Below are 25,668 nucleotides of genomic sequence, written 5' to 3' on the forward strand. Positions count from 1 at the left end.
TTGCCTATCGGAGTGCTCCATGTCCCGCCGCTTGCCGCTGATCCTGCTGCTTATTGCCCTGCCGTTATGGCTGGCCGCCAGTTATGCCGCACGTTACGGCTTTATGGAGGATGGCCGGTGGGTCGGTATTTGTGCGGATGAAGCCAGCCGCTGGGAATGCCAGGTGCGTTCGAACCTCGGTTTGATGATTCACTTCAAAATGATGGGCTGGGCGGCGCTGATGACGTCGATGCTGGCGTTTTTCGTGCCGGGGCGCGCGGGGTGGGGGTTGGCGGTGCTGGGGCTGGTGTTCGGGTTGCCAGCGCTGGCGTTGTACAACACCACGTTTGCGGTGTTTGCAGTGGTGATTGCGGGGTTGCGGTTGGTCCGCAAGCCTCGGGGCGCCTGATAGGGCCAATCGGGGGCAAGTCGAATCGTCGCACCCCGATGGCGCTCTTAAGCCTTGCGCATCCGCAAGCAGCGCCACAAAGCCACAACCATCAACCCGCTGACCAGCGCCCAACCCCACGCCTGCTGGTTCAGCAGACCTTCGCGGAACAGCTGAGGCGCAATGCCGGCACCGATGATAAAGGTCAGTAGGGCGATTTCCCGACGTGGCCCGGTCACGGGGCGAACCAGATAGACCAAGGCGGGCAGTACCAGCGCCGCACTTGGGAAGCTGCGATAACGTGGGTCAAACACCAGCGCCAGCATCATGACCGCACCCGCGAACCCGGCGATTGCCACCAACCAGCCTGCGCGCTGCTCCAGCCAGTTGAATGCCTGTGCACGCCAACCCTCGCGGTCGCTCAAGGCCAGGGCTGCGTGTGCCAGTACCAACAGGTTCAACGCGACCAGCAGCCCCGCCCACACCCATTCATCATTGAAGCGTGCAGTTACGCGGGTCAGTTCGGCCCAGGTGCCGATGGAGCAGGCGGCGACGGCCCCGAGCAGCGGTAGCAGCCAGGCGGCGCGCAGGCTGCGCACCCGCCCACCGAGCGCCAGCGTGCCCAACAGGATGATTCCGCCCACGCCCAGCCACAGCGGCCAGTACGGCACGTTGGTCACTGGGCCGGCGAGGATGCCCTTGTCCTGGCGGTCGGCATCGAACAAGCCCCAGTACCCCCCGACAGCGCCTTCACTGGCACGCTTCCACGGCTGATCAAAGGCTTCGATCAGGTTGTAGTGCCAACCATTGGCTTCGGCCATGGCCACGAAGCCGCGCATGAACTTGGCCTCATTGACCCGGCTCGGCACCGCAGTTTCGCGCTGGCGGCCTTCGCTGGGCCAGCCGGTCTCGCCGATCAGTACGTCCTTGGGCGCAAATTTGTTGCCGAAGGTCTGGCGCACATCGCCGACATGCTTGAGTGCCTGGTCGATCCCCGCGGGATCGTCTTCCCAGTAGGGCAGCAAGTGGATGGTCAGGAAATCCACCGCCGGGGCTATTTCCGGGTGTTGCAGCCAGAACTCCCAGACGTCGGCATACGTGACCGGTTGCTTGATCTGGCTTTTGACCTTATGGATCAGCTTCACCAACTGTGCGGCCGTGACTTCCTTGCGCAGCAGGGTTTCGTTGCCGACGATCACCGAGGTGACCACGTCGGCGTTGGCGTTGGCCGAGGCGATCAAGGCATCCACTTCTTTCTCGGTGTCGAGCGGGTTGCCGTTGACCCAGGCGCCGATCATCAGTTTCAGCCCGTGCTTGCGCGCCAGGTCCGGCAAGGCTTCCAGGCCGGTCATGGAGTAGGTGCGGATGCATTCGAAGCGAGTGGCCAGCAGGGCCAGGTCGGCGTCCATGCGCTCGGGACGCAGCGTGAACGGCTGGTCGAACGGCGATTGGTCCTTGTCGAAGGGCGTGTAGGAGGCGCATTGCAGCTTGTGGCTGGCGCTGGCCACGTCCGGCAACACCACCGGCCGGCCGAGGCCGTACCAGTACCCGATCAGCGCGAGCAGGCCGAGGATCGAGGCGAAAAAATAGGGCAGGGCAGGGAAGCGGGCAGTCGCGGGCATGGTCGGCTTATCTGGGGAGCAAAGGCGCGCATCTTACCCGGATTTGTCGGGTCCCAGTGGGGCTGCATGATTTAGACATGCAAAGTTCGGGCGGGGTATGCGGCGAGTGTCCCATAAAAGCGCTAGCTGGCGATGTGATGTCGTTTCTTGCTTAGCTGAGGTCGCTGACAGAGCAGGACAAAGGCCCCGGCAGGTTGATGATCGAAGTGTCAGCACTCCACTGATGTCGTAGCGGCCGGAAAGATGCGCGTGAAGGGGGCGCGGCGCACCACATAACAACAGGTTGACGTCGCTCGACATCCGTCGGGCGCAGCACTTTCGGGGAAGTACGATGAAGATGCGACGACTCTTGGGCGCAGTTGCCACTCTGGTAGTTGCGATGAGTTCCACACTGGCCAGCGCCGACAGCAAAACCCTGAGCATCGGCTATGTGGACGGTTGGTCCGACAGCGTTGCCACCACCCATGTGGCGGCAGAGGTGATCAAGGCAAAGCTCGGTTATGACGTCAAACTGCAAGCGGTCGCCACCGGGATCATGTGGCAAGGCGTTGCCACGGGCAAGCTCGACGCCATGCTCTCTGCCTGGCTGCCCGTGACCCATGGTGAATACTGGGCCAAGAACAAGGACAAGGTGGTCGACTATGGCCCCAACTTCAAGGATGCGAAGATCGGCCTGATCGTGCCGGAGTACGTCAAGGCCAAGTCCATCGAAGACCTCAAGACCGATACGACCTTCAAGAACAAGATCGTCGGTATCGACGCCGGTTCAGGTGTAATGCTCAAGACCGACGAAGCGATCAAGGCCTATGGCCTGGAGTACAAGCTGCAAGCCAGTTCTGGCGCCGCGATGATCGCCGAACTGACCCGTGCCGAAGACAAGCAGGACTCCATTGCGGTCACCGGGTGGGTGCCGCACTGGATGTTCGCCAAGTGGAAACTGCGTTTCCTGGACGATCCAAAAGGGATTTATGGCGCGGCTGAAACCGTCAACAGCATCGGCAGCAAGGGCCTGGAGACGAAAGCGCCGGAAGTCGTGGCGTTCCTGAAGAAATTCCAATGGGCTTCCAAGGACGAAATCGGTGAAGTCATGCTCGCCATTCAGGAAGGCGCCAAGCCTGATGCAGCCGCCAAAGACTGGGTCGCCAAGCACCCTGAGCGGGTTGCCGAGTGGCTCGCCAAGTAACCCTCCTTTGATGTAACCCCTTGTGGGAGGGGGTTTGCCCCCGATAGCGATGGATCAGTCAGATCATCAGCGACTGACACACCGCAATCGGGGGCAAGCCCCCTCCCACATTATTTTCGCCGCCCGCAAATGTTTCTGCGCCCTCGCAAACCCTCGCTACACTCCCTCCTAATACTAAGGTCGTCTGGAACGTGTCCCGCAGTCGCATACAGTGGATATTGTTTCAATAATAACAAAGCTGTGCTGCGAGGATAAAAACAATGAACGACAGCATTTACCTCTCGATTCAAAACAGCCCGCGCTTCAAGGAGCTGGTTAGAAAAAGGGAAAGGTTCGCCTGGATTCTCTCGGCGATCATGCTAGGGCTTTACTCCGGATTCATCCTGTTGATCGCCTACGGGCCACAATTGCTGGGGGCTAAGATCAGCCCCACTTCGTCCATCACCTGGGGAATCCCTCTCGGTGTCGGGCTGATTCTTTCGGCCTTTGTCCTCACTGCGATCTACGTGCGACGCGCCAACGGCGAATTCGACGACCTGAACAATGCGATTCTCAAGGAGGCTGCGCAATGATCCGTCGTCTATTGGCTGTACTCGGTGCTTCGGTCTTCGCGCCTGCTGTATGGGCGGCGGAGGCATTGACGGGTGAAGTGCAAAAACAACCGCTGAATATTCCAGCGATCCTGATGTTCGTGGTCTTTGTCGGCGCGACGTTGTGCATCACCTACTGGGCGTCCAAGCGCAACAATTCGGCGGCCGACTATTACGCGGCCGGCGGCAAGATCACCGGTTTTCAGAACGGCCTGGCGATTGCCGGCGACTATATGTCTGCCGCGTCCTTCCTGGGTATTTCCGCACTGGTATACACCTCCGGCTACGACGGCCTGATCTACTCGATCGGCTTCCTGGTGGGCTGGCCGATCATTCTGTTCCTGATCGCCGAGCGCTTGCGTAACCTGGGCAAATACACGTTTGCCGACGTGGCGTCCTACCGCCTCGGGCAAACCCAGATCCGCAGCCTGTCGGCGTGTGGTTCGCTGGTGGTGGTAGCGTTCTACCTGATCGCGCAGATGGTCGGCGCGGGCAAGCTGATCCAACTGCTGTTCGGCCTCGATTACCACATAGCGGTGATCATGGTGGGTATCCTGATGTGCATGTACGTGCTGTTCGGCGGCATGCTGGCGACCACCTGGGTGCAGATCATCAAGGCAGTATTGCTGCTGTCTGGTGCTACGTTCATGGCCGTAATGGTGATGAAGCACGTCAACTTCGACTTCAGCACGCTGTTCTCCGAGGCGATCAAGGTTCACCCTAAAGGTGAGGCGATCATGAGCCCTGGCGGCCTGGTGAAAGATCCGGTCTCCGCGTTCTCCCTGGGCTTGGCACTGATGTTCGGTACCGCCGGCCTGCCGCACATTCTGATGCGCTTCTTCACCGTGAGCGACGCCAAGGAAGCCCGCAAGAGCGTGTTGTACGCCACTGGCTTCATCGGCTACTTCTACATCCTGACCTTTATCATCGGTTTTGGTGCGATCCTGCTGGTCAGCACTAACCCGGCGTTCAAGGATGCTGCAGGCGCCTTGCTCGGTGGTAACAACATGGCAGCGGTTCACCTGGCCAACGCGGTGGGTGGCAGTATCTTCCTGGGCTTCATCTCGGCTGTGGCGTTTGCCACCATCCTCGCGGTGGTTGCGGGCTTGACCCTGGCCGGTGCTTCGGCGGTGTCCCACGACCTGTATGCCAGCGTGATCAAGAAAGGCAAGGCCAACGACAAGGATGAGATTCGCGTCTCGAAGATCACCACTATCGCTTTGGCGGTGCTGGCAATCGGTCTGGGTATCCTGTTTGAAAGCCAGAACATTGCGTTCATGGTCGGCTTGGCCTTCTCCATCGCGGCTAGCTGTAACTTCCCGGTGTTGCTGCTTTCCATGTATTGGAAGAACCTCACCACCCGTGGCGCAATGATTGGTGGCTGGCTCGGTTTGATCAGTGCCGTGGGCCTGATGGTCCTGGGGCCGACCATCTGGGTGTCGATCCTGCATCACGAAAAAGCCATCTTCCCGTATGAGTACCCTGCGCTGTTCTCGATGATCATCGCGTTTGTCAGTATCTGGTTCTTCTCCATCACCGACAAGTCGGCGGCGGCAGTCAAGGAACGGGCGCTGTACTTCCCGCAGTTTGTGCGTTCGCAGACTGGCCTGGGGGCGAGTGGGGCGGTTGCTCACTAAGGTTGTAGCTCAATAGGAAATGCCCCGGTCGAAAAACCGGGGCATTTTTTTGGCTGGGGGTTTGTGTTGGCCGGGCTATTGTCATCGGGAGCAAGCTCCCTCCCACATTTGACTGCATTCCAAGGTGGGTAGTCGGGCAAATGTGGGAGGTTGTCGCTCAATAGGAAAAGCCCCGGTCGACAGGCTGGGGCATTTTTTTGCCTGGGCATTGCCATCGGGAGCAAGCTCCCTCCCGCATTTGACTGCATTCCAAGGCGGGTACTCGGTCAAATGTGGGAGGGGGCTTGCTCCCGATAGCGGCGTTTCAGACAAAACAGTTTCTCGGTTCCTGCACAAATAAAAACGGCCTCCATGAAGGAGGCCGCTTTTTTATTACGCGTCAGTCAGATGCTTACTTGCGATCTTCCAACTTGGTAATGTCACGCGACTCGTAGCCGGTGTACAGCTGGCGCGGGCGGCCAATCTTGTACGGGCTGGAGAGCATTTCTTTCCAGTGGGAGATCCAGCCCACGGTCCGCGCCAGGGCGAAGATCACGGTGAACATGCTGGTTGGAATGCCGATCGCCTTGAGGATGATCCCCGAGTAGAAGTCGACGTTCGGGTACAGCGAGCGTTCGATGAAGTACGGGTCGGTCAGGGCGATCTCTTCCAGGCGCATGGCCAGTTCGAGTTGCGGATCGTTCTTGATGCCCAGTTCTCTCAACACTTCGTCGCAGGTTTTCTTCATGACGGTGGCGCGCGGGTCGCGGTTCTTGTAGACCCGGTGACCGAAGCCCATCAACTTGAACGGATCGTTCTTGTCCTTGGCCTTGGCGATGTATTTGTCGATGTTCGAGACATCGCCGATTTCATCGAGCATGGTCAATACGGCTTCGTTCGCACCGCCGTGGGCAGGGCCCCACAGTGCGGCGATACCGGCGGCGATACAGGCGAACGGGTTGGCACCCGAAGAGCCGGCCAGGCGCACGGTAGAGGTGGAGGCGTTCTGCTCGTGGTCGGCATGGAGGATGAAGATCCGGTCCATTGCCTTGGCGAGCACCGGGCTGATCGGTTTGATCTCGCACGGGGTGTTGAACATCATGTGCAGGAAGTTTTCCGCGTAAGTCAGGTCGTTGCGCGGGTACATCATAGGTTGCCCCATGGAGTACTTGTAAACCATTGCGGCCAGGGTCGGCATCTTGGCAACCAGGCGGATCGCGGAAATTTCGCGATGCTGCGGGTTATTGATGTCGAGGGAGTCGTGATAGAAAGCCGACAGGGCGCCGACTACGCCGCACATGACTGCCATTGGGTGGGCGTCGCGACGGAAGCCGTTGAAGAAAGTCTTCAACTGCTCGTGAACCATGGTGTGGTTCTTTACGGTACTGACGAACTCGGCTTTCTGCTCGGCGGTTGGCAACTCGCCATTTAGTAGCAGATAGCAGGTTTCCAGGTAGTCCGATTTTTCAGCCAGTTGCTCGATCGGGTAGCCCCGATGCAGCAAAATGCCATTGTCGCCATCGATATAGGTAATCTTCGACTCGCATGAAGCGGTCGACATGAAGCCTGGGTCGAAAGTGAAACGGCCCGTGGCCGTAAGGCCCCGTACGTCGATAACATCAGGACCAACGGTGCCGGTTAAAATGGGCAGCTCGACGGGGGCTACGCCCTCGATGATCAACTGCGCTTTTTTGTCAGCCATGTGGCCTCCTATTTATGCTTCAAATCATCAGACAGACCCCCCACGCAGGGCCCGGACCACTATAGTGAGATAAATTCAGATGTCAATTTGCCTAAAGTCTTGCTCCAGAAGGCTTTCACAGGACTTTTTCCTCGAAATTTACCGCCATTTACGCCTTTTATTCCGCCAGCGCAATGCGCTATTAGCGTGAGGTCAGCGCGTTGTCATTAGTAGCCTAACTGTCTATACTCGGCCACCGACCGCCAAGGGCTTTTGGGCTTGCTTTCATTGGGGGTCGCACTCCCTGGGTGGCGTTACCTGACCAGTACACTCCCCAACAACTTTGCCCTGATTGTTAGGGGCTCTTCAGTGTGAAAAAAAGCCGTGAATAGCCAACGACCTGTAAACCTAGACCTAAGGACCATCAAACTCCCCATCACCGGCGTTACGTCGTTCCTGCACCGTGTTTCCGGCATCATCCTCTTCCTGGGCTTGGGCTTCATGCTTTACGCATTGAGCAAATCCTTGGGTTCCGAGGAAGGTTATGCCGAGGTGAAGGCATGCTTGACCAGTCCGCTGGCCAAGTTCGTAGCATGGGGTCTCTTGTCCGCTCTGCTGTATCACTTGGTAGCCGGCGTGCGCCACTTGATCATGGATATGGGCATCGGTGAGACGCTGGAAGGCGGCCGCCTGGGCTCGAAAATCGTCATCGCCATTTCCGTGGCGCTGATCGTTCTGGCAGGAGTTTGGATATGGTAACCAGCGTAACGAATCTGTCGCGTTCGGGCCTCTATGACTGGATGGCACAGCGTGTGTCTGCGGTCGTTCTCGCGGCTTATTTCATTTTCCTGATCGGATACCTCGTCGCAAATCCGGGCATCGGCTATGAACAATGGCATGGCCTGTTTTCCCACAATGCGATGCGAATCTTCAGTCTGCTGGCCCTTGTAGCCCTGGGCGCTCACGCCTGGGTCGGCATGTGGACCATCTCGACCGACTACCTGACGCCAATGGCGCTGGGCAAGTCTGCGACAGCAGTACGGTTTCTCTTCCAGGCAGTATGCGGCGTCATGATGTTCGCTTACTTCGTCTGGGGTGTGCAGATTCTTTGGGGTATCTGATCCATGGCTAACATTCCAACTATTTCCTTCGACGCCATCATCATTGGTGGCGGCGGCGCCGGCATGCGCGCAGCGCTGCAACTGGCTCAGGGCGGTCACAAGACTGCCGTGATCACCAAGGTGTTCCCGACGCGTTCCCACACCGTATCGGCTCAGGGTGGCATCACCTGCGCCATCGCCTCCGCCGACCCGAACGATGACTGGCGCTGGCACATGTACGATACCGTCAAGGGTTCCGACTATATCGGTGACCAGGACGCTATCGAATACATGTGTCAGGAAGGCCCGGCCGCCGTGTTCGAGTTGGACCACATGGGTCTGCCGTTCTCGCGTACCGAGCAAGGTCGTATCTACCAGCGTCCATTCGGCGGTCAGTCGAAGGATTACGGTAAAGGTGGCCAGGCTGCCCGTACCTGCGCTGCGTCCGACCGTACCGGTCACGCGCTGCTGCACACCCTTTATCAGGGCAACCTGAAAGCTGGCACCACGTTCCTGAACGAGTACTACGCGGTTGACCTGGTGAAAAACCAGGACGGCGCATTCGTCGGCGTGATCGCTATCTGCATCGAAACCGGTGAAACCACCTACATCCGCGCCAAGGCTACTGTTCTGGCGACTGGCGGTGCAGGTCGTATCTACGCATCGACCACCAACGCCCTGATCAACACCGGTGACGGCGTTGGCATGGCGCTGCGTGCTGGCGTGCCGGTGCAAGACATTGAAATGTGGCAGTTCCACCCAACCGGTATCGCCGGTGCCGGTGTACTCGTCACCGAAGGTTGCCGTGGTGAAGGTGGCTATCTGATCAACAAGCACGGTGAGCGTTTCATGGAGCGTTATGCTCCGAACGCGAAAGACCTTGCTGGTCGTGACGTTGTTGCCCGCTCCATGGTCAAGGAAATCATCGCCGGCAATGGCTGTGGCCCGAATGGCGACCACGTAATGCTGAAGCTCGATCACCTCGGCGAGGAAGTGCTGCACAGCCGCTTGCCAGGTATCTGCGAGCTGTCCAAGACCTTTGCTCACGTTGACCCGGTGGTTGCTCCGGTTCCGGTTGTTCCGACTTGCCACTACATGATGGGCGGCGTGCCGACCAACATTCATGGTCAGGCGATCACCCAGAACGCCGAAGGTGTGGACGAGATCATTCATGGTCTCTTCGCAGTAGGCGAAGTGGCTTGCGTATCGGTACACGGCGCCAACCGTCTGGGCGGCAACTCGCTGCTCGACCTGGTGGTATTCGGCCGCGCTGCCGGCCTGCACCTCGAGAAGGCGCTGACCGACGGCATCGAATACGATGACGCCACTGACGCCAACATCGAAGCTGCCCTGGCCCGTCTGAACGCTCTGAACGAGCGTACCGATGGCGAAGACGTGGCTACCCTGCGTCGCGAGCTGCAAAGCTGCATGCAGAACTACTTCGGTGTATTCCGTACCGGCGAATACATGCAGAAGGGTATCGCCCAGTTGGCCGACCTGCGCACGCGCATCGCCAACGTCAAGATCAACGATAAGAGCCAGGCGTTCAACACCGCTCGTATTGAAGCCCTTGAACTGCAAAACCTGTTGGAAGTGGCTGAAGCGACTGCGATCGCCGCCGAGGTTCGTAAAGAATCCCGTGGTGCTCACGCTCGTGAAGACTTTGAAGATCGCGACGACGAAAACTGGTTGTGCCACACCCTGTACTTCCCGGGTGACAAGCGCGTAACCAAGCGTGCCGTTAACTTCTCGCCGAAGACGGTTCCGATGTTTGAACCGAAAATTCGGACTTACTAAGGGTGGCTGCCATGTTGAAAGTCAGTGTGTATCGCTACAACCCTGATCGGGACGCTGCGCCGTTCATGCAGGATTTCCAGGTCGATACCGGTGGTAAAGACTTGATGGTGCTGGATGTGCTGGCCCTGATCAAAGAGCAGGACGAAGGTTTCTCCTATCGTCGCTCTTGCCGTGAAGGTGTTTGCGGTTCCGACGGCATGAACATCAACGGCAAAAACGGCCTGGCGTGCATCACGCCGCTGTCCGCCGTGGTTAAAGGCAACAAGCTGATCGTTCGTCCTCTGCCAGGTTTGCCGGTTATCCGTGACCTGGTCGTCGATATGAGCATCTTTTACAAGCAATACGAGAAAGTTAAGCCATTCCTGCAGAACGACACGCCGGCTCCGGCCATCGAGCGTCTGCAGTCCCCGGAAGAACGCGAAAAGCTCGACGGTCTGTACGAGTGCATCCTGTGCGCTTGCTGCTCGACTTCCTGCCCGTCCTTCTGGTGGAACCCGGACAAGTTCCTGGGCCCAGCCGCTCTGCTGCAAGCGTATCGCTTCCTGGCAGACAGCCGTGACACCCATACGTCCGAGCGCCTGGCTTCACTGGATGACCCGTTCAGCGTATTCCGCTGCCGCGGGATCATGAACTGCGTCAACGTATGTCCCAAAGGCCTGAACCCGACTAAGGCCATTGGTCACATCCGTAACATGCTGCTGCAAAGCGGCGTGTAATAGACGTTGTAGCAAAGCAGGACCGTTGTGCCCGTAAATGCTACGGCGCAGGCTTCAACCGGCGCCGTAGTCTTAACTTGAGCAGCGACTTACAAAGCCGCGGCTCTTATTTTGAAGAAATGAGACAAGCAGGGGCATTCGGGTTGGTACCCGAACTATCAGCGTGATCCTAAGTGGCTTGTTTTGGTCGCTGCACTGGGCCTTTTGCAAGCAAACTCGGTGTCGCCGCCGGTGGTGTCCCCAAATCGAGGGTGACCAAGCATGCAAGAAAGCGTGATGCAGCGCATGTGGAACAGCGGCTATCTTTCAGGTGGTAACGCTGCCTATGTGGAAGAGCTTTATGAGCTCTACCTGCACGACCCTAACGCTGTGCCAGAAGAATGGCGCACCAAATTTCAGACGTTGTCTTCAGACGGCAACGCTGCCACCGATGTATCGCACGCAACAATTCGCGATCAGTTCGTGCTGCTGGCAAAGAACCAGCGCCGCGCCCAACCGGTTTCAGCCGGGAGCGTGAGCAGTGAGCACGAGAAGAAGCAAGTTGAAGTACTGCGACTGATCCAGGCCTACCGTATGCGCGGCCATCAGGCGGCCCAGCTCGATCCGCTGGGCCTCTGGAAGCGTCCTGCACCTGCAGACCTGTCGATCAATCATTACGGCTTGACCAATGCCGATCTTGATACGATCTTCCGTGCCGGCGACCTGTTCATCGGCAAAGAGGAAGCGAGCCTACGTGAAATTCACGAAGCGTTGCAGCAGACATATTGCCGCACCATTGGCGCTGAGTTCACGCACATCACCGACTCCGAACAGCGTCACTGGTTCCAGCATCGCCTGGAAGGCGTGCGTGGCCGTCCGGTGCTGTCCGCCGATGTGCGCAGCCACCTGCTGGAGCGCGTGACCGCAGCCGAAGGCCTGGAAAAATACCTGGGCACCAAATACCCGGGTACCAAGCGTTTCGGCCTGGAAGGCGGCGAGAGCCTGATTCCGATGCTCGATGAGCTGATCCAGCGTTCCGGCTCCTACGGCACCAAGGAAATCGTGATCGGCATGGCCCACCGTGGCCGTCTCAACGTGCTGGTCAACACCTTCGGCAAGAACCCGCGCGACTTGTTCGACGAGTTCGAAGGCAAGAAAAAGGTCGAGCTGGGTTCCGGTGACGTTAAATACCACCAGGGCTTCTCGTCCAACGTGATGACCACCGGCGGTGAAGTTCACCTGGCCATGGCCTTCAACCCATCCCACCTGGAAATTGTTTCTCCAGTGGTCGAGGGTTCGGTGCGGGCTCGCCAGGACCGTCGTAACGACACCACCGGTGAGAAGGTTCTGCCGATTTCCATCCACGGCGACGCGGCATTTGCCGGTCAAGGCGTGGTTCTGGAAACCTTCCAGATGTCGCAGACCCGCGGCTTCAAGACTGGCGGTACCGTTCACATCGTCATCAACAACCAGGTGGGCTTCACCATCAGCAACCCGTTGGACGCGCGTTCCACCGAGTACGCCACCGACGTTGCCAAGATGATCCAGGCACCGATCCTCCATGTGAATGGTGATGATCCGGAAGCCGTGCTGTTCGTGACCCAACTGGCTGTCGACTACCGCATGCAGTTCAAGCGTGACGTGGTGATCGACCTGGTTTGCTACCGCCGTCGCGGTCACAACGAAGCGGACGAACCAAGCGGCACCCAGCCGTTGATGTACCAGCAGATCACCAAGCAGCGCACTACCCGTGAGCTGTACGCCGAAAGCCTGACCAAGGCCGGTGTGGTTGACGAAGTGCGTGTTCAGGCGAAAGTCGACGAATACCGCAACGCGTTGGACAACGGTCTGCATGTTGTAAAAAGCCTGGTCAAAGAGCCGAACAAAGAGCTGTTCGTCGACTGGCGTCCGTACCTGGGCCACGCCTGGACTGCGCGTCACGATACGTCGTTCGATCTGAAGACTCTGCAGGAACTGTCTGCCAAGCTGCTGGAAATTCCGGATGGCTTCGTCGTACAGCGCCAGGTTGCGAAGATCTACGAAGACCGTCAGAAAATGCAAGCCGGCGGCCTGCCGATCAACTGGGGTTACGCTGAAACCATGGCGTACGCGACCCTGGCGTTCGAAGGTCACCCGATCCGCATGACCGGCCAGGACATCGGCCGTGGTACGTTCTCGCACCGTCACGCGGTTCTGCACAACCAGAAAGACGCGGGCACCTACATCCCGTTGCAACACCTGTACGAAGGCCAGCCACGTTTCGACCTGTACGATTCGTTCCTGTCCGAAGAAGCCGTGCTGGCGTTCGAATACGGTTACTCGACCACCACGCCTAACGCGCTGGTGATCTGGGAAGCCCAGTTCGGCGACTTCGCCAACGGTGCCCAGGTGGTTATCGACCAGTTCATCACCAGCGGCGAGCACAAGTGGGGCCGTCTGTGCGGTCTGACCATGCTGCTGCCACACGGTTATGAAGGTCAGGGTCCGGAGCACTCCTCGGCCCGTCTGGAGCGTTACCTGCAACTGTGCGCCGAGCACAACATCCAGGTGTGCGTGCCGACTACCCCGGCCCAGATCTACCACTTGCTGCGTCGTCAGGTCATTCGCCCGCTGCGCAAGCCGCTGGTAGTGCTGACACCGAAATCGCTGCTGCGTCATAAATTGGCCATCTCGACCCTGGAAGATCTGGCGGAAGGCTCGTTCCAGACCGTGATTCCAGAAATCGATGCACTGGATGCGGCCAAGGTCACTCGCCTGGTCCTGTGCAGCGGCAAGGTCTATTACGATCTGCTGGAAAAACGCCGTGCCGAAGGCCGCGAAGATATCGCCATCGTGCGTATCGAGCAGCTTTACCCGTTCCCGGAAGATGACCTCATGGAGATCATCGCGCCTTACACCAACCTCACTCATGTAGTGTGGTGTCAGGAAGAACCGATGAACCAGGGCGCGTGGTACAGCAGCCAGCATCATCTGCGTCGCAGCATTGGTAACCACATCAAGGGCTTGGGCCTGGAGTACGCCGGTCGCGATGCTTCTGCCGCGCCTGCATGTGGTTATGCATCGATGCACGCTGAGCAGCAGGAAAAACTCCTGCAAGATGCTTTCACTGTCTAACGCCTTCGCGCTGACTGAAACCGAATTTTAAGGACCCACAGATAATGGCTATTGAAATCAAAGCCCCGACATTCCCGGAATCGGTTGCCGATGGCACCATTGCCACTTGGCACAAGAAACCAGGCGAGGCTGTAAAACGTGACGAACTGATCGTCGACATCGAGACCGACAAAGTCGTTCTGGAAGTGTTGGCCGAAGCTGACGGCGTGCTGGGCGCGATCATTGCCAATGAAGGCGATACCGTCCTGTCCAACCAGGTACTGGGCTCGATCGAAGCGGGCAGCGCTGCTGCTGCTGCTCCGGCCGCCGCACCGGCTGCTGCTTCTGCTCCAGCTGCTGCTGCTGCTCCGGCTGCTGGTGGCGAAGATCCAATCGCCGCACCGGCTGCTCGTCAACTGGCCGAAGAAAACGGCATCAACCTGGCTTCCATCAAAGGCACCGGCAAAGATGGCCGTGTGACCAAGGAAGACGTGGTTGCTGCAGTTGAAGCCAAGAAAAACGCTCCAGCAGCTGCACCTGTCAAGGCTGCAGCGCCTGCTGCCGCTGCTCCTGTGTTCGCCGCTGGCGACCGCACCGAGAAGCGCGTTCCGATGACCCGCGTGCGTGCCACCGTGGCCAAGCGTCTGGTTGAAGCCCAGTCGAACATGGCGATGCTGACCACCTTCAACGAAGTCGACATGACCGAAGTCATGGCCCTGCGTTCGAAGTACAAGGATCTGTTCGAGAAGAGCCACAACGGCGTGCGCCTGGGCTTCATGTCGTTCTTCGTGAAAGCGGCCACCGAAGCGCTGAAACGCTACCCGGCAGTCAACGCTTCCATCGACGGTAGCGACATCGTTTACCATGGCTACGCAGACGTCGGCGTTGCCGTGTCCAGCGACCGTGGCCTGGTGGTTCCGGTTCTGCGTAACGCCGAGCTGATGAGCCTGGCTGAAATCGAAGGCGGCATCGCCGGCTTCGGCAAGAAAGCCCGTGATGGCAAGCTGACCATCGACGAGATGACCGGCGGTACCTTCACCATCACCAACGGTGGTACCTTCGGTTCGATGATGTCGACCCCGATCGTCAACCCACCGCAAGCCGCGATCCTGGGCATGCACAACATCATCCAGCGTCCGATGGCTATCAACGGCCAAGTCGTGATCCGCCCAATGATGTACCTGGCGCTGTCTTACGATCACCGCCTGATCGATGGTAAAGAAGCCGTGACTTTCCTGGTGACCATCAAGAACCTGCTGGAAGACCCAGCTCGTCTGCTGCTGGATATCTGATAGAAGCAGCTGCCGGCCTCAAGTGACAGGCTGCCGGAAACGGCAGTCGGGCTTGGGGCTTGCGGCTTGAAAGCTTGCTGCTAAATAGAGGAACTATTTTCATGTCGCAGAAATTTGACGTTGTAGTGATTGGTGCAGGTCCTGGCGGCTATGTTGCCGCCATCAAGGCCGCACAACTGGGCCTCTCGACTGCTTGCATCGAAAAATACACCGACAAGGAAGGCAAACTGGCACTGGGCGGTACTTGCCTGAACGTTGGTTGCATTCCTTCCAAGGCGCTGCTGGACAGCTCCTGGAAATTCCACGAAGCGCAAAGCGGTTTTGCCATCCACGGCATCAACCACGCTGGCGTGACCATGGACGTACCCGCGATGGTCGGCCGTAAAGCCAACATCGTTAAAGGCCTCACCTCCGGCGTTGCGACCCTGTTCAAGGCCAACGGCGTAACTTCCCTGCAAGGTCACGGCAAACTGCTGGCCGGCAAGAAAGTTGAAATCACCAAGCCGGACGGTTCGGTAGAAATCATCGAAGCCGAAAACGTGATCCTGGCCCCAGGTTCGCGTCCAATCGACATTCCACCAGCACCTGTTGACCAGAACGTGATCGTTGATTCGACCGGCGCCCTGGAATTCCAGGCAGTTCCTAAGCGTCTGGGCGTGATCGGCGCTGGCGTGATCGGCCTGGAACTGGGTTCGGTCTGGTCCCGTCTGGGTTCCCAAGTCACTGTTCTCGAAGCCCTGGATACGTTCCTGCTGGCTGCTGACACCGCAGTGTCCAAAGAAGCGCTGAAAACCCTGACCAAACAAGGTCTGGACATCAAGCTGGGCGCTCGTGTGACCGGCTCGAAGGTTAACGGCGAAGAAGTTGTCGTGACCTACACCGACAAGGATGGCGAGCAGACCATTACTTTCGACAAGCTGATCGTAGCCGTTGGTCGCCGTCCAGTGACCACCGACCTGCTGGCTTCCGACAGCGGCGTGAACATCGACGAGCGTGGTTTCATCCACGTTGACGATCACTGCGCTACCACCGTTCCAGGCGTCTACGCCATTGGCGACGTGGTTCGCGGCATGATGCTGGCGCATAAGGCTTCCGAAGAAGGCATCATGGTTGTCGAGCGCATCAAGGGCCACAAAACCCAGATGAACTACGACCTGATCCCATCGGTTATCTACACCCACCCGGAAATTGCATGGGTCGGCAAGAACGAACAGCAGTTGAAAGCTGAAGGCGTTGAAGTTAACGTCGGCACCTTCCCGTTTGCTGCTTCTGGCCGTGCCATGGCAGCCAACGACACCGGTGGTTTTGTCAAAGTCATCGCTGATGCCAAGACTGACCGCGTATTGGGCGTCCATGTGATTGGCCCAGGCGCAGCAGAACTGGTCCAGCAGGGCGCAATCGGTATGGAATTCGGCACCAGTGCCGAGGACATTGGCATGATGGTTTTCTCCCATCCGACTCTGTCCGAAGCATTGCACGAAGCCGCGCTGGCAGTGAATGGTCATGCCATTCACATCGCGAACAAGAAGAAGCGCTAAAACGAGATAATAAGAAACCACGGCGGCTGCCCGTCGTGAGCCTTGCGCGCAAGACTCACCGCGGAATGTCCGCTGGACGCAGTCTTGCGCAGCTTGACCGGGCTTAAGTCCGGCAAGTTGCGTAAGCAGCAGTCACAGGTGGCGCGGCACTCATAATGAGCGCAGCGCCGAATGCGCAGTACCTAACGAAGACGGTAAAAAGCATGAATCTTCACGAGTATCAGGGTAAGCAGCTGTTCGCTGAATACGGCCTGCCAGTATCCCAGGGCTACGCAGTAGACACCCCGGAAGCAGCAGCAGAAGCTTGCGATAAAATCGGCGGGACCGAATGGGTTGTAAAAGCCCAGGTTCACGCAGGTGGTCGCGGTAAAGCGGGCGGCGTTAAGCTGGTTCGCAGCAAAGAAGACGCCAAGGCCTTCGCACAACAGTGGTTGGGCAAGCGTCTGGTGACTTACCAGACTGATGCCAATGGCCAGCCAGTCACCAAGATCCTGGTTGAATCGTGCACTGATATCGCTAAAGAGCTGTACCTGGGCGCTGTCGTTGACCGTTCGAGCCGTCGTATCGTGTTCATGGCTTCCACCGAAGGTGGCGTGGACATCGAGAAGATCGCTCACGACACTCCAGAAAAAATTCTCAAAGCCACTATCGACCCACTGGTTGGCGCTCAGCCATTCCAGGGTCGCGAGCTGGCTTTCCAGTTGGGTCTGGAAGGCAAGCAAGTTGCCCAGTTCGCCAAGATCTTCGTAGGTCTGGCCAAACTGTTCCAGGATCACGATCTGGCCCTGCTGGAAGTGAACCCGCTGGTGATCAAGGCTGACGGCGATCTGCATTGCCTCGACGCCAAGATCAACATCGACGCCAACGCCATGTACCGTCAGCCTAAGCTGAAGACTTTCCACGATCCGTCGCAAGACGATCCGCGCGAAGCGCACGCTGCCAAGTTCGAACTGAACTACGTAGCGCTGGAAGGCAACATCGGCTGCATGGTCAACGGTGCTGGCCTGGCCATGGGTACCATGGACATCGTCAACCTGCATGGCGGCAAACCAGCCAACTTCCTCGACGTGGGCGGTGGTGCTACCAAAGAACGCGTAACCGAAGCCTTCAAGATCATCCTGTCCGACGCCAACGTCGCTGCAGTACTGGTCAACATCTTCGGCGGCATCGTTCGTTGCGACATGATTGCCGAAGGCATCATTGGTGCAGTGAAAGAAGTCGGCGTGAAAATCCCGGTGGTTGTTCGCCTTGAAGGTAACAACGCTGAACTGGGCGCTAAAGTACTGGCAGAAAGCGGTTTGAACATCATCGCGGCTACCAGCCTGACCGACGCTGCTCAACAAGTTGTCAAAGCTGCGGAGGGCAAATAATGAGCGTCCTGATCAATAAAGACACCAAAGTTATCTGCCAGGGTATTACCGGTTCGCAAGGTAGTTTCCACACCCAGCAAGCCATCGAATACGGCACCAAGATGGTGGGTGGTGTAACTCCGGGCAAAGGCGGCACCGAGCACCTGGGCCTGCCCGTGTTCAACACCGTGAAAGACGCTGTAGCAGCCACTGGCGCCACCGCCAGCGTGATCTATGTTCCAGCTCCTTTCTGCAAGGACTCGATCCTGGAAGCGGCATTCGGCGGCATCAAGCTGATCGTGTGCATCACCGAAGGCATTCCTACCCTGGATATGCTGGACGCCAAGGTCAAGTGCGACGAGCTGGGCGTGGTCCTGATCGGCCCTAACTGCCCAGGCGTGATCACTCCAGGCGAATGCAAGATCGGCATCATGCCCGGTCACATTCACTTGCCAGGTAAAGTCGGTATCGTTTCCCGTTCCGGCACCCTGACCTACGAAGCTGTGAAGCAGACTACTGACGCCGGTTTCGGTCAGTCGACTTGCGTCGGCATCGGCGGTGACCCGATCCCAGGCTCGAACTTCATCGACATCCTGAAGCTGTTCCAGGAAGACCCGAAGACCGAAGCGATCGTAATGATCGGTGAGATCGGCGGTTCGGCTGAAGAAGAAGCGGCTGCCTACATCAAGGCACACGTGACCAAGCCGGTTGTTTCCTACATCGCTGGTGTGACTGCCCCTGCTGGCAAGCGCATGGGCCATGCTGGCGCAATCATCTCTGGCGGCAAAGGCACTGCAGACGAGAAATTCGCTGCACTGCAAGACGCAGGCGTAAAAACCGTGCGTTCGCTGGCAGACATCGGCAAGGCCTTGGCCGAGCTGACCGGTTGGGCAGTCAAGTAAGCCTCGCGCTTAACTGACGCTTCACCAGCAAAGGCCACCTTCGGGTGGCCTTTGTGCATTCTGGGCGGCCCATTTATTGAAATGTACTTGGTCCCATGTGGGAGGGAGCAAGCTCCCTCCCACATTTTTTGTCTGTATCGCCACATTAAGTATGAAAACACGACATTCCAATGTCGCTTATCGGACAGTCCGCCCTGCAACAGTGCGTTTATCGGCCAAATTCTGTACCCTTGCCGCCTCTTTAAAGCGTCCGCATCCCAAAAGGAAGCCGCGCTAGACCGGTTGGTGCCCATAAGGGCCGACAGCATTTCCCTCATCCATAGGGAAGCCCTCTCTAAATTCCGATTCAGTAGTGTGGTATTTCCTCAAATGAAAGTGTTGAAAAGCCAGGACATCCTGGCGTTGGGCTTTATGACCTTTGCCCTGTTCGTGGGCGCCGGCAACATCATCTTCCCGCCTATCGTTGGTTTGCAGTCCGGGCCCCATGTCTGGATGGCGGCGTTGGGTTTCCTGATCACTGCAGTCGGGCTACCGGTGGTCACGGTAATCGCCCTGGCCAAGGTCGGCGGCGGTATGGACGCGTTGAGCAGTCCGATCGGCAAGATCGCCGGTGGCGTGCTGGCGGCGGCGGCGTATCTGGCGGTAGGGCCGCTGTTCGCCACCCCGCGTACCGCGACCGTGTCCTTTGAAGTGGGCCTGGCGCCGTTGACCGGCGAAAGCCCGCTGGCCCTGTTCCTCTACAGCTCTGTGTACTTTCTGGTGGTGTTTTTCGTCTCCCTGTACCCCGGCCGCTTGCTGGACACCGTGGGCCGTTTCCTGGCACCGCTGAAAATTATCGCGCTGTCCATCCTCGGTATCGCCGCGTTTGCCTTGCCGGCCGGTGAAGTGGGGGTCGCGACCCCGGAATATGTGTCTGCGCCGTTCTCCCAAGGCTTTATCAATGGTTACCTGACCATGGATACCCTGGGCGCGCTGGTGTTCGGCATCGTGATCGTCAACGCGATCCGTTCCCGTGGGGTCGAATCGCCCAAGCTGATCACCCGTTACGCGATCATTGCCGGGTTGATCGCCGGCGTCGGCTTGGCGCTGGTGTACATCAGCCTGTTCCGCCTTGGAGCGGGCAGCCATGAAGTCGCTGCCGGTGCCGCCAATGGCGCCGCTGTTCTGCATGCCTACGTGCAACACACCTTTGGCTCCCTGGGCAGCGGCTTCCTGGCTGTGCTGATCTCCCTGGCCTGCCTGGTCACCGCCGTCGGCCTGACCTGTGCCTGTGCCGAGTACTTCAGCCGAATCCTGCCGCTGTCCTACAAGACCCTGGTGGTGATCCTGGCGCTGTTCTCGCTGTTCGTGTCCAACCTGGGCCTGACCAAACTGATCGCGTTCTCGATCCCGGTGCTCACCGCGATCTACCCGCCGTGCATCGTGCTGGTGGCTTTGAGCTTCTGCAAAGACTTTTGGCAGGAGCAGAGCCGCATCGTTGGCCCGGTGATGCTGGTGTCGTTCATCTTTGGCTGCATCGATGCGCTCAAGGGCGCCGGCCTGGCGGGCTGGATGCCGTCGCAATTGGCCAACCTGCCGTTGAGTGAGCAGGGCCTGGCGTGGCTGGTGCCATCGGTGATGATCCTGGTGGTTGCTGTGGTGGTGGACCGTATGCTCGGCAAGCGCAGCGAAGCCATCGCGTAACGCACGCTTCAGGCTGTACCGAAATGCCCCGTATCAATCGATATGGGGCTTTTTTCTGCGTGACGGGCAGTGTCTTTTCCAGTGGGCTAACGTCGAAGGGGTAACGAAAAGCTCCAGCCAGCTCCCACAGTTTCCCTCTGCTGTGTATAAGGACCCGCATGCCGTTTATCGAAGCCAATCTGATCCACCTGCTTGCCGCACTTTGGTTTGTTATCTGTTGGGGCGGCTACACCCGTTACGCGACCTGGAAAGCCCGCGACACTGCCTGCCTGGCCAGTGTGTTGCACCTGTATCGCGAAGACTGGATGCGTCGCATGCTGCTACGCGACAACCGCATCGCCGACGCCAGCGTGATCGGCAACCTGGAGCGTAACGCCTCGTTCTTCGCTTCGAGCACCTTGATCATCCTTGCCGGCATTCTCACGGTGCTGGGGGCGTCCGAGCGAGCCGTGTCGTTGTTGGCGGACATCCCCATGGTGCAGCAGGCGTCCCAGGGCATGTCGGAGATCAAGTTGCTGTGCCTGGCGCTGGCGTTCGTCTACGCGTTCTTCACGTTCAGCTGGTGCATGCGCCAGTACAACTTCGCGGCCGTGCTGGTGGGGTCGGCGCCGATGATCGGTGAGCGGCACGTGTCGGAGCAGGAGCGCAAGGCGTTTGCCCTGCGGGCGGCGCGGGTCATTTCGATGGCGGCCAACCAGTTCAACTTTGGCCTGCGCGCTTACTACTTCGGCATGACCATGCTGGCGTGGTTTGTCAGCCCCTGGCTGTTCATGTTGATGAGTGCCGGGGTGGTATTGGTGCTGTATCGCCGGGAGTTTCATTCCGACGTACTGCAAGTGATGGTGTATACGCAGACCGACGCGCCGCTGCCGGACGTGGCGAAAGAACCGCTGGTATAGAACACTGCGGGTTTTGTCCGACTTATCGCGCCTCGCCCAAGTGCTAAATACATCAGGCAAAGTAAAGCCCGCTATCTAAGCGGGCTTTCTTTTTGCAGCCAAGCTATTTCAAGCCCCGGTATCAAGAACCGGTTGCTGGGGTAGCAGGGGCTGCTTCTTGTGTTGCAGCTTTGTTCGATTCGGCCTGAGCTTTGGCAGCATCGGCGTTTTCTTTCGCAGCGTCGTTCACTTTATCTTGTGCGTTCGCCATATCTTTCTGAGCTTGCTCGGAATGCGCGGCGGCATCTTGGGCTTTGTCTTCGGATTTTTTATCGCAGGCAGCCAGACCGAGGGCGGCGGCCAACATCATGGAAATAGCTAAAGTCTTGCGCATGGGTGTTTCTCCTTAGTGAAGATATCTACTGGCCTTTCGAGCATATGGGGCCAGCATTAGTTCCTTTTATCCCACAGATATATAAAGCATTTTTCCAAGGAACTTTCCCCGACGGTCCATACTCCGCCGGACCCACACTCATAAGAGCCTGAACCGAATGACCGAAAACTCCTTGTTGGAGCGTGCCAAACGCTTTATTTCGGCTCTGCGCCATTGCCAGGTGCTGGGCATTACCGTTCATCATGCCAGCGAGGAGGGGATCACCCTGGTCCTGCCCTACGGCCCGACGATCGTTGGCGACCCCCAGACGGGCGTCATCCATGGTGGCGCGTTGACTTCATTGATGGACACCGCCTGCGGCATGGCCACCCTCTGTGTGTTGCCGGAGTTCGAGGTGTGCCCGACCCTGGACCTGCGCATCGACTACATGCATCCCGCCGAACCGCACAAACCGGTGTATGGCTTCGCCCAGTGTTACCGCGTGACCACCGACGTGATTTTTACCCGTGGTTTCGCTTACCAGGACGACCCGCAACAACCCGTCGCTCACGCGGTGGGCACGTTCATGCGCATGGGCAAGCGCCTCAAGGGCGCACAAGGGTTGGGCAACACGATCAAGGGAGTGCAGGCATGACTCATTCATTCAAGACGCGTCTGGAGCAGGCCCATCAGTGCGGCAACTATGAGGCGCTGCTCGACCTGATCCCCTATGCCAAGCTGATCGGCATCGAATGCACGCGGATAGGCGATGAGCTGCTGTTCCGCCTGCCGGCGAACAAGGACAACATTGGTAACCCGATATTGCCGGCGCTGCACGGCGGCGTGATTGCAGGCTTTATGGAGCTCTGCGCTGCGTTGCACCTGCTGGTGTTCACCGGCGCTCCGGGTCTGCCGAAAATCATCGACTTTTCTCTGGATTACCTGCGTGCCGGCCAGTTTCGCGACACATACGCCAAATGCCAGGTCTGGCGCCAAGGTCGACGGGTGGCAAATGTGGCGATCACCGCCTGGCAGAGCACTGCGGCCGAACCCATTGCCACCGCTCGCGCGCATTTCAAGATCGAGGAAGTGCCCCGCCCTTGAAATTCTGCTCTTAGCCCCCAACTTTGATGACAACCCGCCGCCAACCCTCTAGGGCGCGGCCACTGCCATCCAATTGGAGTTTGATGACCATGAGTGTGGAAACTCAAAAGGAAACCCTGGGCTTCCAGACCGAGGTGAAGCAACTGCTGCACCTCATGATCCATTCGCTGTATTCCAACAAGGAAATTTTCCTTCGCGAATTGATCTCGAACGCCTCTGACGCTGTCGACAAATTACGTTTCGAAGCCCTGTCCAAGCCGGAGTTGCTGGAAGGCGGCGCCGAACTGAAAATCCGCGTGAGCTTCGACAAAGACGCCAAGACCGTCACCCTCGAAGACAACGGTATCGGCATGAGCCGCGAAGAGGCGATCACCCACCTGGGGACCATCGCCAAATCCGGCACCGCCGACTTCATGAAGCACCTTTCGGGCGACCAGAAGAAAGATTCGCACCTGATCGGCCAGTTTGGTGTGGGCTTCTACTCGGCTTTCATCGTCGCCGACAAGGTTGAAGTGTTCAGCCGCCGCGCAGGCCTCGCCGCCAGTGAAGGTGTGCATTGGTCTTCGAAAGGCGAGGGCGAGTTTGAAATCGCCACCGTCGAAAAGGCTGATCGTGGTACGCGCATCGTGCTGCACCTCAAGGCCGCTGAAGATGAATTCGCCGATGGCTGGCGCCTGCGCAACATCATCAAGAAGTACTCCGACCACATCGCCCTGCCGATCGAGCTGCCGAAAGAGCAAGCAGCCGCCGAAGGCGAAGAAGCGCCAGCCGTTGAGTGGGAAACCGTCAACCGTGCCAGCGCCCTGTGGACCCGTCCGCGTACCGAGATCAAGGACGAGGAATACCAGGAGTTCTACAAGCACATCGGGCACGACTACGAAAACCCGCTGAGCTGGAGCCACAACAAGGTCGAAGGCAAGCTGGAATACAGCTCGCTGCTCTACGTACCGGCCCGCGCGCCGTTCGACCTGTACCAGCGCGAAGCGCCAAAGGGTCTGAAGCTCTACGTGCAGCGCGTGTTCGTGATGGACCAGGCGGAATCGTTCCTGCCGCTGTACCTGCGCTTTATCAAAGGCGTGGTCGACTCCAACGACCTGTCGCTGAACGTGTCGCGGGAAATCCTGCAGAAAGACCCGATCATCGACTCCATGAAGTCGGCGCTGACCAAGCGCGTTCTCGACATGCTGGAAAAACTGGCGAAGAACGAGCCTGAGCAATACAAAGGTTTCTGGAAAAACTTCGGCCAGGTCATGAAAGAAGGCCCGGCGGAAGATTTCGCCAACAAGGAAAAAATCGCCGGCCTGCTGCGCTTTGCGTCCACGCTGGGCGAAGACGGCGAGCAGGTGGTGTCCCTGGCCGAGTACCTGGCACGCGCCAAGGAAGGTCAGGACAAGATCTACTACCTGACTGGCGAAACCTACGCTCAGGTCAAGAACAGCCCGCACCTGGAAGTCTTCCGCAAGAAAGGCATCGAAGTGCTGCTGCTGACTGACCGTATCGATGAGTGGCTGATGAGCTACCTCAGCGAATTCGACGGCAAGACCTTTGTCGACGTGGCGCGTGGTGACCTGGACCTGGGCAACCTGGATTCCGAAGAAGACAAAAAAGCCGCTGAAGAAGTGGCCAAGTCCAAGGAAGGCCTGGTTGAGCGGATCAAGGCTTCCCTGGGCGATGCCGTCAGCGAAGTGCGGGTTTCCCACCGTCTGACCGACTCCCCGGCGATCCTGGCCATCGGCGAGCAGGACCTGGGCATGCAGATGCGTCAGATCCTCGAAGCCAGCGGGCAGAAGGTGCCGGACTCCAAGCCGATCTTCGAATTCAACCCGGCTCACCCGCTGATCGAGAAACTCGACGGCGAACAGAGCGAAGAGCGTTTTGGCGACCTGTCGCACATCCTCTTCGATCAGGCGGCCCTGGCCGCTGGCGACAGCTTGAAAGACCCGGCCGCTTATGTGCGCCGACTGAACAAGCTGTTGGTTGAACTGTCAGTTTAAACCCGCTGTAGAAAAACCCGCTTCGGCGGGTTTTTTCATTTGTGCCCCTCAACTGGAGTAAATGATGAGCCAAGTCACTGTGCGTTCCGTGGTCTATCAGATTGATGGCCAATCCTATGAAAGCCGCCTGGCCTTCGATGCCAGCCAAACCGGCCCGCTGCCGGGACTGCTGATGGCGCCGAACTGGATGGGGGTGAGTGCGGGGGCCGAAGAGATTGCCAAGCGCGTCGCCAGCCAAGGCTACGTGGTGCTGATCGCCGACCTGTACGGGCAAACCGTGCGCCCGTCGAATAACGATGAAGCCGGTGCGGCGATGATGCCGTTGAAGAATGACCGCCCGTTGCTGAACAAGCGCATGCAGGCCGCGTTAGCGCAACTGCAAGGCCAGAGCGAAGCTGCGGTGGATACGTCCAGGTTGGCCACCTTCGGTTTCTGCTTCGGCGGTTGCTGTGCGCTGGAGCTGGCGCGCACCGGCGCACCGTTGAAGGCTGCGGTGTCGTTCCACGGCACCCTCGACACACCAAACCCGGCGGATGCGAAGAACATCAAGGGTTCCGTGCTGGTGTTGCATGGTGCTTCCGACCCGCTGGTGCCAAAAGCGCAACTGCCGGCGTTCGAAGATGAGATGAACGCGGCCGGTGTGGATTGGCAACTGCTGAGCTATGGCGGTGCGGTGCATTCCTTCACCGACCCGCAGGCCAATGTGCCGGGCATGATGATGTACGACGCGAAGACCGCTGCGCGGGCGTTCCAGTCGATGCATAACTTGTTGGATGAAGTGTTCAAGGGCTAAGTCTCTAGCGTCTGTCCT

Annotated in this window: 22 protein-coding genes; 19 read left to right on the forward strand and 3 right to left on the reverse strand. The window is 58.5% G+C overall.

Features of this window, described 5'->3' with window-relative positions; all coding sequences use genetic code 11:
• Positions 1-19: 19 nt before the first annotated feature.
• Positions 20-388, forward strand: coding sequence for a hypothetical protein (locus J2Y83_RS08340; protein WP_253394409.1), 369 nt, complete (start codon positions 20-22; stop codon positions 386-388).
• Positions 389-435: 47 nt separating this feature from the next.
• Here the strand turns inward: J2Y83_RS08340 and J2Y83_RS08345 are convergent, their stop codons facing one another.
• Positions 436-1,989: a glycosyl hydrolase family 17 protein gene (locus tag J2Y83_RS08345; RefSeq protein ID WP_253394411.1), complete on the reverse strand. Its 1,554-nt coding sequence runs from the start codon at positions 1,987-1,989 to the stop codon at positions 436-438.
• Between the two features lie 331 nt (positions 1,990-2,320).
• Here J2Y83_RS08345 and J2Y83_RS08350 point away from each other — a divergent pair, with 331 nt between their 5' ends.
• From J2Y83_RS08350 to J2Y83_RS08360, 3 genes are all read left to right on the forward strand, one after another.
• On the forward strand, positions 2,321-3,172 hold the full coding sequence (locus tag J2Y83_RS08350) for a glycine betaine ABC transporter substrate-binding protein (protein WP_253394413.1): 852 nt from the start codon (positions 2,321-2,323) through the stop codon (positions 3,170-3,172).
• Positions 3,173-3,432: 260 nt separating this feature from the next.
• Entirely contained in the window at positions 3,433-3,744 is a 312-nt protein-coding gene (locus J2Y83_RS08355) for a DUF485 domain-containing protein (protein ID WP_253394414.1), read from the forward strand.
• Positions 3,741-5,399 carry a cation acetate symporter gene (locus tag J2Y83_RS08360; protein ID WP_253394415.1) on the forward strand — a complete coding sequence of 553 codons (1,659 nt, stop codon included), beginning with the start codon at positions 3,741-3,743 and terminating at the stop codon, positions 5,397-5,399. Before J2Y83_RS08355 ends, J2Y83_RS08360 begins: the two co-directional genes overlap by 4 nt.
• A gap of 391 nt (positions 5,400-5,790) precedes the next feature.
• On the opposite strand, the gene gltA is transcribed toward J2Y83_RS08360, so the two are convergent.
• The gene (gltA, locus tag J2Y83_RS08365) at positions 5,791-7,080 is read right to left on the reverse strand and encodes a citrate synthase (protein ID WP_253394417.1); all 1,290 of its coding nucleotides are present in this window, start codon (positions 7,078-7,080) and stop codon (positions 5,791-5,793) included.
• Positions 7,081-7,443: 363 nt separating this feature from the next.
• Here gltA and sdhC point away from each other — a divergent pair, with 363 nt between their 5' ends.
• From sdhC to J2Y83_RS08420, 11 genes are all read left to right on the forward strand, one after another.
• Entirely contained in the window at positions 7,444-7,818 is a 375-nt protein-coding gene (gene sdhC, locus J2Y83_RS08370) for a succinate dehydrogenase, cytochrome b556 subunit (RefSeq protein ID WP_253394419.1), read from the forward strand.
• On the forward strand, positions 7,812-8,180 hold the full coding sequence (sdhD, locus tag J2Y83_RS08375) for a succinate dehydrogenase, hydrophobic membrane anchor protein (RefSeq protein ID WP_247396440.1): 369 nt from the start codon (positions 7,812-7,814) through the stop codon (positions 8,178-8,180). Before sdhC ends, sdhD begins: the two co-directional genes overlap by 7 nt.
• Positions 8,181-8,183: 3 nt before the next feature.
• Complete coding sequence (gene sdhA, locus J2Y83_RS08380) at positions 8,184-9,956, forward strand: succinate dehydrogenase flavoprotein subunit (RefSeq protein WP_247396442.1); 1,773 nt, start codon at positions 8,184-8,186, stop codon at positions 9,954-9,956.
• A gap of 11 nt (positions 9,957-9,967) precedes the next feature.
• Positions 9,968-10,672 carry a succinate dehydrogenase iron-sulfur subunit gene (locus J2Y83_RS08385; RefSeq protein WP_247396444.1) on the forward strand — a complete coding sequence of 235 codons (705 nt, stop codon included), beginning with the start codon at positions 9,968-9,970 and terminating at the stop codon, positions 10,670-10,672.
• Positions 10,673-10,933: 261 nt separating this feature from the next.
• Complete coding sequence (locus tag J2Y83_RS08390; RefSeq protein ID WP_253394421.1) at positions 10,934-13,765, forward strand: 2-oxoglutarate dehydrogenase E1 component; 2,832 nt, start codon at positions 10,934-10,936, stop codon at positions 13,763-13,765.
• A gap of 44 nt (positions 13,766-13,809) precedes the next feature.
• Complete coding sequence (gene odhB, locus J2Y83_RS08395; protein WP_253394423.1) at positions 13,810-15,036, forward strand: 2-oxoglutarate dehydrogenase complex dihydrolipoyllysine-residue succinyltransferase; 1,227 nt, start codon at positions 13,810-13,812, stop codon at positions 15,034-15,036.
• Positions 15,037-15,137: 101 nt separating this feature from the next.
• Positions 15,138-16,574 (forward strand): dihydrolipoyl dehydrogenase, encoded by a 1,437-nt coding sequence (gene lpdA / locus J2Y83_RS08400; protein WP_253394425.1) that lies wholly within the window; start codon positions 15,138-15,140, stop codon positions 16,572-16,574.
• Between the two features lie 203 nt (positions 16,575-16,777).
• Positions 16,778-17,944 (forward strand): ADP-forming succinate--CoA ligase subunit beta, encoded by a 1,167-nt coding sequence (gene sucC / locus J2Y83_RS08405; protein WP_053255233.1) that lies wholly within the window; start codon positions 16,778-16,780, stop codon positions 17,942-17,944.
• The gene (sucD, locus tag J2Y83_RS08410; protein WP_003172813.1) at positions 17,944-18,825 is read left to right on the forward strand and encodes a succinate--CoA ligase subunit alpha; all 882 of its coding nucleotides are present in this window, start codon (positions 17,944-17,946) and stop codon (positions 18,823-18,825) included. The genes sucC and sucD overlap by 1 nt, the downstream gene beginning before the upstream one ends.
• A gap of 369 nt (positions 18,826-19,194) precedes the next feature.
• Positions 19,195-20,508 carry a branched-chain amino acid transport system II carrier protein gene (brnQ, locus tag J2Y83_RS08415; protein ID WP_253394428.1) on the forward strand — a complete coding sequence of 438 codons (1,314 nt, stop codon included), beginning with the start codon at positions 19,195-19,197 and terminating at the stop codon, positions 20,506-20,508.
• 158 nt (positions 20,509-20,666) lie between these two features.
• Complete coding sequence (locus J2Y83_RS08420) at positions 20,667-21,407, forward strand: DUF599 domain-containing protein (protein ID WP_253394430.1); 741 nt, start codon at positions 20,667-20,669, stop codon at positions 21,405-21,407.
• Between the two features lie 121 nt (positions 21,408-21,528).
• Here the strand turns inward: J2Y83_RS08420 and J2Y83_RS08425 are convergent, their stop codons facing one another.
• A complete protein-coding gene (locus J2Y83_RS08425; protein WP_253394432.1) occupies positions 21,529-21,780 on the reverse strand; it encodes a hypothetical protein in 252 nt (83 codons plus the stop codon).
• A 157-nt stretch (positions 21,781-21,937) separates the two neighbouring features.
• Here J2Y83_RS08425 and J2Y83_RS08430 point away from each other — a divergent pair, with 157 nt between their 5' ends.
• From J2Y83_RS08430 to J2Y83_RS08445, 4 genes are all read left to right on the forward strand, one after another.
• Positions 21,938-22,414 (forward strand): PaaI family thioesterase, encoded by a 477-nt coding sequence (locus J2Y83_RS08430; protein ID WP_253394435.1) that lies wholly within the window; start codon positions 21,938-21,940, stop codon positions 22,412-22,414.
• Positions 22,411-22,863 carry a PaaI family thioesterase gene (locus J2Y83_RS08435; RefSeq protein ID WP_247396466.1) on the forward strand — a complete coding sequence of 151 codons (453 nt, stop codon included), beginning with the start codon at positions 22,411-22,413 and terminating at the stop codon, positions 22,861-22,863. The genes J2Y83_RS08430 and J2Y83_RS08435 overlap by 4 nt, the downstream gene beginning before the upstream one ends.
• 89 nt (positions 22,864-22,952) lie before the next feature.
• A complete protein-coding gene (htpG, locus tag J2Y83_RS08440) occupies positions 22,953-24,857 on the forward strand; it encodes a molecular chaperone HtpG (protein ID WP_253394437.1) in 1,905 nt (634 codons plus the stop codon).
• A gap of 64 nt (positions 24,858-24,921) precedes the next feature.
• Complete coding sequence (locus J2Y83_RS08445; protein WP_253394439.1) at positions 24,922-25,650, forward strand: dienelactone hydrolase family protein; 729 nt, start codon at positions 24,922-24,924, stop codon at positions 25,648-25,650.
• Positions 25,651-25,668: the final 18 nt, after the last annotated feature.

The organism is Pseudomonas marginalis, assembly GCF_024169655.1.
Classification (GTDB): domain Bacteria; phylum Pseudomonadota; class Gammaproteobacteria; order Pseudomonadales; family Pseudomonadaceae; genus Aquipseudomonas; species Aquipseudomonas paraveronii.

Bases quoted from the DNA above. Each gene is read 5' to 3' on its own strand.
- brnQ (WP_253394428.1), top strand. From the start codon at position 19,195: ATGAAAGTGTTGAAAAGCCAGGACATCCTGGCGTTGGGCTTTATGACC.
- J2Y83_RS08355 (WP_253394414.1), top strand. From the start codon at position 3,433: ATGAACGACAGCATTTACCTCTCGATTCAAAACAGCCCGCGCTTCAAG.
- J2Y83_RS08425 (WP_253394432.1), bottom strand. From the start codon at position 21,780: ATGCGCAAGACTTTAGCTATTTCCATGATGTTGGCCGCCGCCCTCGGT.
- J2Y83_RS08385 (WP_247396444.1), top strand. From the start codon at position 9,968: ATGTTGAAAGTCAGTGTGTATCGCTACAACCCTGATCGGGACGCTGCG.
- J2Y83_RS08420 (WP_253394430.1), top strand. From the start codon at position 20,667: ATGCCGTTTATCGAAGCCAATCTGATCCACCTGCTTGCCGCACTTTGG.
- lpdA (WP_253394425.1), top strand. From the start codon at position 15,138: ATGTCGCAGAAATTTGACGTTGTAGTGATTGGTGCAGGTCCTGGCGGC.
- J2Y83_RS08445 (WP_253394439.1), top strand. From the start codon at position 24,922: ATGAGCCAAGTCACTGTGCGTTCCGTGGTCTATCAGATTGATGGCCAA.
- J2Y83_RS08435 (WP_247396466.1), top strand. From the start codon at position 22,411: ATGACTCATTCATTCAAGACGCGTCTGGAGCAGGCCCATCAGTGCGGC.
- sdhA (WP_247396442.1), top strand. From the start codon at position 8,184: ATGGCTAACATTCCAACTATTTCCTTCGACGCCATCATCATTGGTGGC.
- sucD (WP_003172813.1), top strand. From the start codon at position 17,944: ATGAGCGTCCTGATCAATAAAGACACCAAAGTTATCTGCCAGGGTATT.
- J2Y83_RS08360 (WP_253394415.1), top strand. From the start codon at position 3,741: ATGATCCGTCGTCTATTGGCTGTACTCGGTGCTTCGGTCTTCGCGCCT.
- J2Y83_RS08350 (WP_253394413.1), top strand. From the start codon at position 2,321: ATGAAGATGCGACGACTCTTGGGCGCAGTTGCCACTCTGGTAGTTGCG.
- sucC (WP_053255233.1), top strand. From the start codon at position 16,778: ATGAATCTTCACGAGTATCAGGGTAAGCAGCTGTTCGCTGAATACGGC.
- J2Y83_RS08340 (WP_253394409.1), top strand. From the start codon at position 20: ATGTCCCGCCGCTTGCCGCTGATCCTGCTGCTTATTGCCCTGCCGTTA.
- odhB (WP_253394423.1), top strand. From the start codon at position 13,810: ATGGCTATTGAAATCAAAGCCCCGACATTCCCGGAATCGGTTGCCGAT.
- J2Y83_RS08430 (WP_253394435.1), top strand. From the start codon at position 21,938: ATGACCGAAAACTCCTTGTTGGAGCGTGCCAAACGCTTTATTTCGGCT.
- J2Y83_RS08345 (WP_253394411.1), bottom strand. From the start codon at position 1,989: ATGCCCGCGACTGCCCGCTTCCCTGCCCTGCCCTATTTTTTCGCCTCG.
- sdhD (WP_247396440.1), top strand. From the start codon at position 7,812: ATGGTAACCAGCGTAACGAATCTGTCGCGTTCGGGCCTCTATGACTGG.
- gltA (WP_253394417.1), bottom strand. From the start codon at position 7,080: ATGGCTGACAAAAAAGCGCAGTTGATCATCGAGGGCGTAGCCCCCGTC.
- J2Y83_RS08390 (WP_253394421.1), top strand. From the start codon at position 10,934: ATGCAAGAAAGCGTGATGCAGCGCATGTGGAACAGCGGCTATCTTTCA.
- htpG (WP_253394437.1), top strand. From the start codon at position 22,953: ATGAGTGTGGAAACTCAAAAGGAAACCCTGGGCTTCCAGACCGAGGTG.